Here is a 9,770-nt window from a genome sequence, read left to right as displayed (position 1 = left end):
TTCGATCCCTGGAGAAACCACTTAAAACCGCCTAATTTAGGCGGTTTTTTTTGTTTGATAATGTTGTCTATTTATTCGTTTTTGTAATGTGAAAATCTAGGTTTTTGAATTGATGATTTTCTCTTGAAGGTAAATCTAATATTTTTTCACAATAGCTTTTGATGTAAAAGTCTAATAAGAAGATTAGTTTTTCAGGTAATCCAAACTCCACACATCTTGTTGGGTTCAAAAAACTCCAAGGAAGTTTTTTAATATTTTTTTTATTTGATTCATCTGTTATTATTGTGTATTCTCCTATGATTCCAAAATAATCATCTTGTTGGATTGCGACTTCAAACATTTTGTCTGTTTTGTAAGTCATTAAAAAATGGTAATTCATTTGTTGAAATTTTTAGGTTAATTTCTCGAATGTACAACAGTGTTTATCGTTTAGTTTTTTTCTAAATATCAAAAAAAAATCACCTACAAATAGAGGTGATTTATATTGTTACTTCAAATGAATTTATAATTTCTAAACTCTTACGGCATCTGGAACCATTATCTCATAATTCCCACCATAAGAAATGATTTCTCTCACAATGCTACTGCTGATATAAGATTTCCCAGAAGAAGTCAAAAGGAAAATAGTTTCAACCGTATTTTCTCTGGTTAAAGCTCTGTTGGTTTGCGCAATCGACTTTTCGAATTCAAAATCAGCTGGATTTCTAAGTCCTCTCAGAATAAAATTCACATCTTTGCTTTTACAATAATCAATTGTTAAGCCTTCAAAATCATCAACTTCAACATTCGGGAATTTTTCAAACGTTTTTCTGATAAACTCTTTTCGTTGTTCCAAGGAGAACATGTATTTTTTCTGAGAATTCTTTCCGATGGCTATAATGATTTTGTCAAATAGTGGAACAGCACGTTCTACAATATCATAATGGCCAAGTGTAATTGGGTCAAATGACCCGGGAAAAACAGCAATTTTCATAGAAATTTTAAATTTTAGATTATGAATTTTAGATTTTTCAAATAATTTAAAATCTAAAATTTATCATTTATAATTATTTGTTAAGTGCCTTTTCTACCTCGTTTCCGCAAAGGTCTTTGATAGAGATTCCATAGATTTTTGCCTGTTGAGGAAGAATACTTGCCGGTGAAAACCCGGGGTTGGTATTCATTTCCAATAAGTGCGGAATTCCGTCAACGATAATGAATTCTGAACGGGAAAAACCACTCATTCCAAGCGATTTGTAGGCTTTAATAGAGATTTCTTCAACTTTTTTTATGGTCTCTTCATCAATTCTTGCAGGTGTTATCTCCTGAGAAGCACCTTCGTATTTGGCTTCGTAATCAAAGAATTCTTTATCTGGAACGATTTCCGTAATTCCCAAAACAATCACTTCGCCTTGATAATCCAAGACACCAACGGAAACTTCCATTCCAACCAGAGCACTTTCAATTAGGATTTCGTCATCTTCTTTATAAGCAATTTCAAATGCTGTTTGCAGTTCGCTTTTATCTTTGACTTTAGAAATTCCGAGAGAAGAACCGCTTTGGTTGGGTTTTACAAAAACAGGAAGTCCTAATTTTTCTACGATTTCTTCATCAGAAATGGCTTCACCTCTTCTTAGATAAATACTTTTTGCAGAAGGAATTCCGTATTTTGATAGAACAGCTAATGTGTCTTTTTTGTTGAAAGTTAATGCACTTTGATAGAAATCACAGCCGGTATATTTTTGACCAATAGCATCCCAATAAGCTTGCATAATTCCGTTTTCGCCGGGTGTGCCGTGGATGGTGTTGAAACAAACATCAAAGTTAAGAATGTCTCCATCACCGATGTTGACGGAAAAATCTGCTTTATTAATGAATTTTTTTCTGTCGTTCTCGTCTAATAAATACCATTCATCTTTTAAAATAACCACTTTATAAACATCATAAAGTTCACGGTCAAGTGAATCAAAAATCAATTGTCCGCTTTTTAAAGAAACTTTGTATTCATCAGAATAACCGCCCATTACTACGGCTACATTTTTTTTGCTCATTTCAAATTTTTCTTAAAAACAAATGTAAAGATTTTATGAAAAAATCTATGATTAAATCTATCAAAATTTAAAGATGCGAAATGAATTGTAAAAATCAAAAAACACGAAGGCGCAAAAGACTATGAAAAATGTAGTTGTATTTAAGGCACAAAGTTTTAGAAAATCAAAGATTTTATAGTGCCTTAAAACATTTCAATCTTAAAAGAAAAACATTGTGTCTTTATGTTAAAGAAGTTAATATCAATAAAAGAATAATTTCAAATACGGCCAATAAATCAAAGCGCCAACACCAATTGAAACAATAACAGAAAGCAGAACCGCGCCGCCAGACAAATCCTTGATGATTCCAATTCTTTGGTCAAATTCAGATTGTATATAATCACAGATTTTTTCGATACAAGTATTAACGGATTCTGTAATTAAAACAACAAAACTTGTAATAAGAATCATGCAAGTTTCAAAAGGGTTAAGTCCAAAAAAAACAATCAAAAAAAGATTAATCATCAAACCAAAAACTTCGATTTGAAAATTGCGCTCGTTTCGCAAGATCCATATCAATCCTTTGATGGTGAATTGTACACTTTTATAAAATGGAGGTTTTTTCATTCTTGATTTTGTAAGATTAAATTTCAGATTTTGTTCTTAAATTCTTGGAGAATTTTGCGTTTAAAAATTCAGCAATTATCAAATTTTCACAAAGTTATTCAAACTTATTTTACTCCAATTCAAAAATTGTTAATAACTAAATAAAATCAACTTTTACAATCGAACCGAAATCATTATATTTGTGGAATTGAAATAAATACAGTTTATGAGATTTATTGTTGCCAGTGGCGATTTGCAAAAAGCTTTACAGACGGTGAGTGGCGTGATTTCAGGTTCACAATCCAGACCAATTTTGGAGAATTTTCTTTTCGAGTTAGACGAGAACTTATTGACAGTTACGGCTTCTGACGGTGAAACGACTTTGATTACTTCTCTTGAAGTGAAGTCTGATGACAAGGGAAAATTAGCAGTTCCAGGTAAGATTTTTCAGGATTTCTTGAAAACTTACGGAGAACAGCCTTTGACTTTAGCGGTTAAAGATTCCGAAGACGGAAACGGAAGCGTTTTGGAAATTTTGGATGAGAAAGACAACTTTGCAGTAGCTTTGGACAATGCGGATGATTATCCTGAGTTGCCGGAATTTGATGCATCTCAGAAAGTAACAATCGGTGGAGGGGTTTTGGCAGAAGCTTTGGCGAACACTTTGTTTGCTACAAGTAATGATTCTCTTCGTCCTGTGATGACTGGTGTTTTATTCCAATTCAAAGAAGATGAAACTAATTTTGTTTCCACAGATTCTCACAGATTGGTGGTTTACAAAAGAACAGATATCACGCATTCTGAAGCTTTGGAATTCATTATGCCAAAGAAACCTTTGTCAATTTTCAAAAATATCCTGAACAATTCCAACGAAGATGTTGTGATTGAATTCAGTGATAATATGGCGAAATTCACATTCGGAAATAACATCTGGATTTGTCGTTTAATTGATGGGAAATATCCAAATTACAACGCTGTAATCCCGAAAGAAAATCCAAACATTTTGACAATCAACAGAAGTTTGCTTTTGAGTTCTATCAGAAGAGCGTCTATTATGTCAAACAAATCTACAAATCAAGTAAGATTCAAATTGTCAGGCAATGTTCTTCACCTTCACGCAGAAGATACAGAGTACGCAAACAAAGCGGATATGCAGATTCCTTGTGATTATAATGGCGATGATATCAATATTGGTTTCAGTTCAAAATTCTTGACAGAGATGTTATCCGTTTTGGCTTCTGATGATATTACAATGAAAATGTCTCAGCCAAACAGACCAGGAATTGTAGAACCAGTTGATGGACTTGAAGACAACGAAAGTATCTTGATGCTGTCAATGCCTGTAATAGGTTTATAATTTTAAAATTAATCATATTTAAAATTTGAGATTTGAAATTCAGGTCTCAAATTTTAGTTTAAAAACTGATTATGATTTTACGCCTTTGTGAACTTAAAAGCAGTTTAATTAAAAAAAATCTTTGCGCACTTTGTGTTCAAAAAATTCAAATATAAAAAAGAATGAAAATTTCTAATAATTGGCTTAAAGATTATATCAAAACTGACCTTAACTCTGAAAAAATCAGTGCTTATCTTACCGATATCGGTTTGGAGGTAGAAGGTGTTGATAAATTCGAAAGCATAAAAGGAAGTCTGGAAGGGATTGTTGTAGGTAAAGTTTTGACTTGCGAAAAACACCCGAATGCCGATAAACTAAGCAAAACAACAGTGGATGTTGGAAACGGAAAAGTTTTGGAAATCGTTTGTGGCGCTCCTAATGTTGCTTCCGGACAAACTGTTCCTGTTGCTGTCGTTGGAACAAAAATCTACGCAAAAGATGGAAGTTCTTTCGAAATCAAAAAGGCTAAAATCCGAGGCGAAGTTTCTGAAGGAATGATTTGTGCCGAAGATGAATTAGGTTTGAGCGATGACCACGCGGGAATTATGGTTTTGGATGATACTAAATATGAAGTGGGGAAACCTTTCTCTGATTATTTTGAATTGACAAATGATGAGGTTTACGAAATCGGATTAACGCCAAACAGAACCGATGCGATGTCACATTATGGCGTTGCAAGAGATCTGCAAGCTTATCTATCTTCCAATAATTTCAAATCAGATTTCAATAAAATTAAATCAGATTCTTTAGAAATTGAAGGTTCTCACGATTTCAAATTAGAAGTTGAGGATTCTGAATTGACGCCAAGATATTTGGGCGCAGTTTTGGAAAACATAGAAATCAAAGCTTCTCCGGATTGGTTGAAAGATAGATTGAAAGCAATCGGACTTTCGCCAATTAATAATGTTGTAGATATTACCAATTATATTCTTCACGGGCTTGGGCAACCGCTTCACGCTTTTGATGCGGATAAAATTGCAGATAAAACAGTGAAAGTTGGAACTGTAGAAGCAGGAACCAAATTCAAAACTTTGGATCAAGTTGAGAGAACTTTGAACGGTTCCGAAATTATCATCAAAGACGGTAAAGATAATCCACTTTGCATTGCCGGAGTTTTCGGTGGAAGTGAGAGTGGTGTTTCGTCTGAAACGAAAACGATTTTCTTAGAAAGTGCTTATTTCAATCCGGTTGCAATCAGAAAAGCTTCTAAATCTCACGGTTTGAATACCGATGCATCTTTCCGTTTCGAAAGAGGTGTTGACCCTAACAATGCAAGAACAGCTTTGACACACGCGATTAATCTGATTCAGGAATTGGCTGGCGGGAAGTTGGTTGGAGAGATTTTGGAACATTATCCAGAGAAAATCAAAGACCATTATGTGGTTTTCAGATATTCTCAATTAGACCAGATTTTGGGGACTAAAATTCACAGAGAAAAAATTAAAGAAATTCTTAAATCTCTTGATATTCAGATTCTTAATGAGATTCAAAACGGTTTAGAATTGTCTGTTCCTGTTTACAGAGCAGATGTTACAAGAGAAATCGATGTGATTGAAGAAGTATTGAGAATCTACGGTTACAACAAAATCGATGCACCGAAGAAAATCTCTTTCACACCCGTGAAATTGAGTTTTGATGACCAAGATGCTTTAGAAAATTCTTGGGCAAGAACCTTGCAATCCAACGGTTTTAATGAAGTGATGAACAATTCACTTCGCTCTGAAAAAGACGAAACCAACGCTGTGAAATTGCTGAATCCTTTGAGTAATGATTTAGCATTTATGAGAAAGTCTTTGCTAGAAGGACTTTTGGAAAATGCGATTTACAATATCAACAGAAAATCTTCTGACATCAAGTTTTTCGAATTAGGGAAAATTTATCATAAAAAAGAAAAATACGAAGAAAGAAAGCAATTAGCGATTTTGACTTCAGGAAGAGAAGTTGCGGAAAACTGGCTTCAACCAAAAAGCGCAACAGATTTTTATTATCTGAAATCTTACGTCAAAGTTCTTTTGGAAAAACTGAATCTAGATTTACAAGAATCAGCATTGGTGGACGAGCGTTTTTCTGATGCTTTGGAAATCAAATCTGAAGGAAAAACTGTTGCAAGAATTGGAAAAGTAGCGCCTCAAATGTTGAAAGATTTCGATATCAGCCAAGAAGTTTTCTATGCTGAAATAGAGTTAGAGACTTGCCAAACACTTAGAACAAAAGAAAATTTGAAGTTCATCGATATTCCGAAATTCAACAAAATCAGACGAGATTTGGCTTTGTTGGTTGACAAGAAGATTACTTATGCAGAATTGTATGAGTTGGCAAAATCCAACAAATCTCCTTTCTTGAAACAAGTGAATTTATTTGATGTTTACGAAGGGAAAAACCTTCCGGAAGGCAAAAAATCTTATGCATTAAGTTTTGAACTTCTAAACGAAGAAAAAACCTTAGAAGACAAAGACATCACAGAAGTAATGAACTCTCTTATCAAATCTTTCGCAAAAGAATTCAATGCGGAGTTGAGATAAATTAAGAGGATTTCCCATACAAAACGCTTTCAGAGTTTCAAATCTCTGAAAGCGTTTCTCTTTTTCAGTCTGAGGTTCTCGAAGCTTCCTAGCATTGTCAGTCTTAGGCTCTCGAACATATATAAAAAATAAAACTCCTTATAAATTAAAACAAGATTTAAGTAAATGAGTCAAATTTTTAGGAGCTTAATCCCGCTATCCGCTATATCTTTTTGTCATTGCAAACGAAGAGAAGTAATTCTTAGATGTTTTCACTGCATTGGCAAAAGGGGACGACTCTACTATGGGCTATAAAATAAAAAATCTCAGAAATTTTTCTGAGGTTTTTTTGGTTAAAAATTGACCAAATTATTTTCTAAAAAAGTGTCCAATCCCAGCTGATTCAAAATTGAAATTAGAAGCATTCTCAGACTTGTCCAATTTTTTACTGATTGTCAAAGCCCAAAGAACCAATTCTTTGCAAAAGTTTTTATCGTTATCGTCTAATTCAGAAACGTTTTCTTCAATTAAAGTCGTTAGAGGTTTTATGCTGTCTAATTTCTTATAAAATTCTTTATCTGTATCAGAATAGTTCAGTTCCAGATGATTGTTGTTGAACCATTGGATGATATCGGTGTAAGGTGTTTTCAGACCTTCTTTTTCTAATTTAGAAATTCTTGGGAAAAGACTTTCAAACTGAACCATAATAGCATCATCAATCAAGATTTTTGCAACATAATCAGCACCTTCCTGTTCACCCTCATAAACCAACTCTATTTTACCGGTAATAGACGGAATAATCGACATAAAATCCAACAAACGAACTTGGGTTTTATCCGAATCAGATTCCAAAAGTCTCAATTTTGCAGCTGCAATAAGATTTTCCATTGCACTGATTGTCAATCTTGCACTCACGCCACTTTTCGCATCAACATATTCACTTTCTCTGGCGGCAAAAGCCACTTCTTCCAAAAGATTTCTTGCCAAATCTGGAACTTTGATTGTAGCTTTATCATCTTCAGAAATCAAAGCTTCTTGTTCCGTGATTTGTTTCGCCAACGCGATTGTTTTTGGATAATGTGTAAAAATCTGAGAACCAATTCTATCTTTTAAAGGCGTTACGATACTTCCTCTGTTGGTATAATCTTCAGGATTCGCAGTAAACACAAACTGAATATCCAAAGGCATTCTCAACTGGAAACCTCGGATTTGAACATCACCTTCCTGCAAAATATTAAACAAAGAAACCTGAATTCTCGCCTGCAAATCTGGTAATTCATTCAGAACGAAAATAGAACGGTTCGCTCTTGGAATCATTCCATAGTGCAAAACACGCTCGTCAGAATATGGTAATTTCAAAGTTGCTGCTTTGATTGGGTCGATATCTCCAATCAAATCTGCAACATTCACGTCTGGAGTTGCCAGTTTTTCAAAAAATCTTTCTGAACGATGAACCCAAGAAATTGGTGTTTCATCTCCTAATTCAGTAATCAAATCTCTAGCAAATTTAGAAATCGGCTGAAATGGACTGTCATTGATTTCCGAACCTTTCACAATCGGCATATATTCGTCCAAAAGATTGACCATATTTCTGGCGATTCTGGTTTTTGCCTGTCCACGCAAACCTAAAAGATTGATGTGATGTCCTGCCAAGATTGCTTTTTTTAATTGTGGAATCACGGTGTCTTCGTAACCCCAAAGTCCTTCGAAAACTGGTTCTTTAGCTTTGATTTTTGCAATCAGGTTCGCTTGGATTTCCTGATTGATTGTTTTATCTGTATATCCCGATTTTTTTAATTCTTTGAATGTTGTATCGTTCTTCATTTTATAAATGATAATTTTATTGATTGTCTTTTATCTATTAGTCTATAATCTTAAAGTCTAAATCCTTTTAATTCTGTTTTTCTCGTAATCTTCAAATATCATTTGTCCCAAACCAGAAAGTCCGGTTAAGAAAGCTTTTCCTTTGTTTTGAGCGGTGAAGGCTTTCACAAATTGTCTCAGGTATGGGTCTTGTGCAATCATAAAAGTCGTGATTGGGATTTTGAGTTTTCTGGCTTGTGCCGCTCTGTTGAGACATTCGGAGACTATTTTTTCATCCAATCCAACGCTGTTCATATAATATTCGCCGGTTGGAAGTTTTAGGCAACTTGGTTTTCCATCGGTAATCATAAAGATTTGCTTGTTCGTATTTCTTTTTCTTCGGAGAATATCCATTGCTAATTCTAATCCTGCAACCGTATTAGTATGATAAGGTCCAACTTGCAGATAAGGTAAATCTTTAATCTGGATTGGCCACGCATCGTTCCCAAAAACAATAATATCAATGGAATCTTTCGGATATTTTCTTTTGATGAGTTCCACCAAAGCCATCGCTACTTTTTTGGCAGGCGTGATTCGGTCTTCGCCGTACAAAATCATCGAGTGGCTGATGTCAATCATTAAAACCGTGCTCATCTGCGCTTTATGTTTGGTTTCTTCTACGATGAGGTCATTTTCTGTTAACCTCAAATCCGAAATTCCATTGTTGATTTGTGCGTTTTTGATGCTTTCCGTTAGATTGACGGTTGCTAAGTCATCACCAAATTGGAAATTTCGGTTTTCACCATCTTTTTCATCTCCCACACCGCTTTTGTTGGTTCTGTGATTTCCAACGCCGCTTTTTCTCAACTTTCCAAAGATTTGGTCCAATGCATAATCCCGCAAAGCAGCTTCCAGTTTTGCTGTCAGGATATTTTTACCATTTCCAGAACCAGTATTCCCATCTTCTGGTTTGATTTCTTCCATGATGTAACCTCGTTTTTTAAGGTCTTCGATAAAGTCATCTAAACCATATTCTTCATTGAAGATGTCGTATTCTTTATCCAACATATCCAGCCAATCAAAAGCCTCGTCCAAATCTCCCGAAGTGTGGATGAGCAAGTCTTTGAAAATTCCAAATACTCTGTCAAAATGTGAAACCTCTTCCGGAATATGCTTACTGAAAGTGAATCCCGTCTGGAAGTTTTTATTTTTATCTGTCATAGATTGATTTCAAATTTGAGATACAATTTAGGCATTATTAGCAAAATCTGAACCTTAAGGAAATAGAAAAAAGTAATGACAATGATAAACTTATACATTAAACACAAAGACACAAGGTTTTAATTTTACTCAATAATTCTTTTAAGGCACAAAAGTTTTCAACTTTCTTAAAGTTGAAAACTTTTGTGCCTTAAAAACGAATCGAAAAAAAATATTTTGTGCCTTTATGTTTAA

Annotated in this window: 8 protein-coding genes; 2 read left to right on the top strand and 6 right to left on the bottom strand. The window is 34.3% G+C overall.

What is annotated here, in order from left to right; translation table 11 throughout:
- Positions 1–67: 67 nt before the first annotated feature.
- The 4 genes from RTY06_RS00710 to RTY06_RS00695 form a co-directional block, all read right to left on the bottom strand.
- On the bottom strand, positions 68–379 hold the full coding sequence (locus RTY06_RS00710) for a hypothetical protein (RefSeq protein WP_312822068.1): 312 nt from the start codon (positions 377–379) through the stop codon (positions 68–70).
- 132 nt (positions 380–511) lie between these two features.
- Positions 512–973, bottom strand: coding sequence for a pantetheine-phosphate adenylyltransferase (gene coaD / locus RTY06_RS00705; protein WP_116031616.1), 462 nt, complete (start codon positions 971–973; stop codon positions 512–514).
- 73 nt (positions 974–1,046) lie between these two features.
- A complete protein-coding gene (locus tag RTY06_RS00700) occupies positions 1,047–2,030 on the bottom strand; it encodes a D-alanine--D-alanine ligase (protein ID WP_312822067.1) in 984 nt (327 codons plus the stop codon).
- A 240-nt stretch (positions 2,031–2,270) separates the two neighbouring features.
- Positions 2,271–2,636 (bottom strand): diacylglycerol kinase, encoded by a 366-nt coding sequence (locus RTY06_RS00695; protein WP_312822066.1) that lies wholly within the window; start codon positions 2,634–2,636, stop codon positions 2,271–2,273.
- A gap of 205 nt (positions 2,637–2,841) precedes the next feature.
- Here RTY06_RS00695 and dnaN point away from each other — a divergent pair, with 205 nt between their 5' ends.
- Complete coding sequence (gene dnaN, locus RTY06_RS00690; protein ID WP_312822065.1) at positions 2,842–3,972, top strand: DNA polymerase III subunit beta; 1,131 nt, start codon at positions 2,842–2,844, stop codon at positions 3,970–3,972.
- Between the two features lie 161 nt (positions 3,973–4,133).
- Positions 4,134–6,533, top strand: coding sequence for a phenylalanine--tRNA ligase subunit beta (gene pheT / locus RTY06_RS00685; protein WP_312822063.1), 2,400 nt, complete (start codon positions 4,134–4,136; stop codon positions 6,531–6,533).
- 348 nt (positions 6,534–6,881) lie between these two features.
- On the opposite strand, the gene RTY06_RS00680 is transcribed toward pheT, so the two are convergent.
- Entirely contained in the window at positions 6,882–8,336 is a 1,455-nt protein-coding gene (locus tag RTY06_RS00680) for a sigma 54-interacting transcriptional regulator (RefSeq protein WP_312822061.1), read from the bottom strand.
- A gap of 57 nt (positions 8,337–8,393) precedes the next feature.
- Positions 8,394–9,536 (bottom strand): VWA domain-containing protein, encoded by a 1,143-nt coding sequence (locus RTY06_RS00675; RefSeq protein ID WP_312822059.1) that lies wholly within the window; start codon positions 9,534–9,536, stop codon positions 8,394–8,396.
- Positions 9,537–9,770 lie beyond the last annotated feature (234 nt).

This window comes from Epilithonimonas sp. (assembly GCF_032055105.1).
GTDB lineage: Bacteria > Bacteroidota > Bacteroidia > Flavobacteriales > Weeksellaceae > Epilithonimonas.
This window is presented reverse-complemented; position numbering and strand designations above follow the sequence as displayed.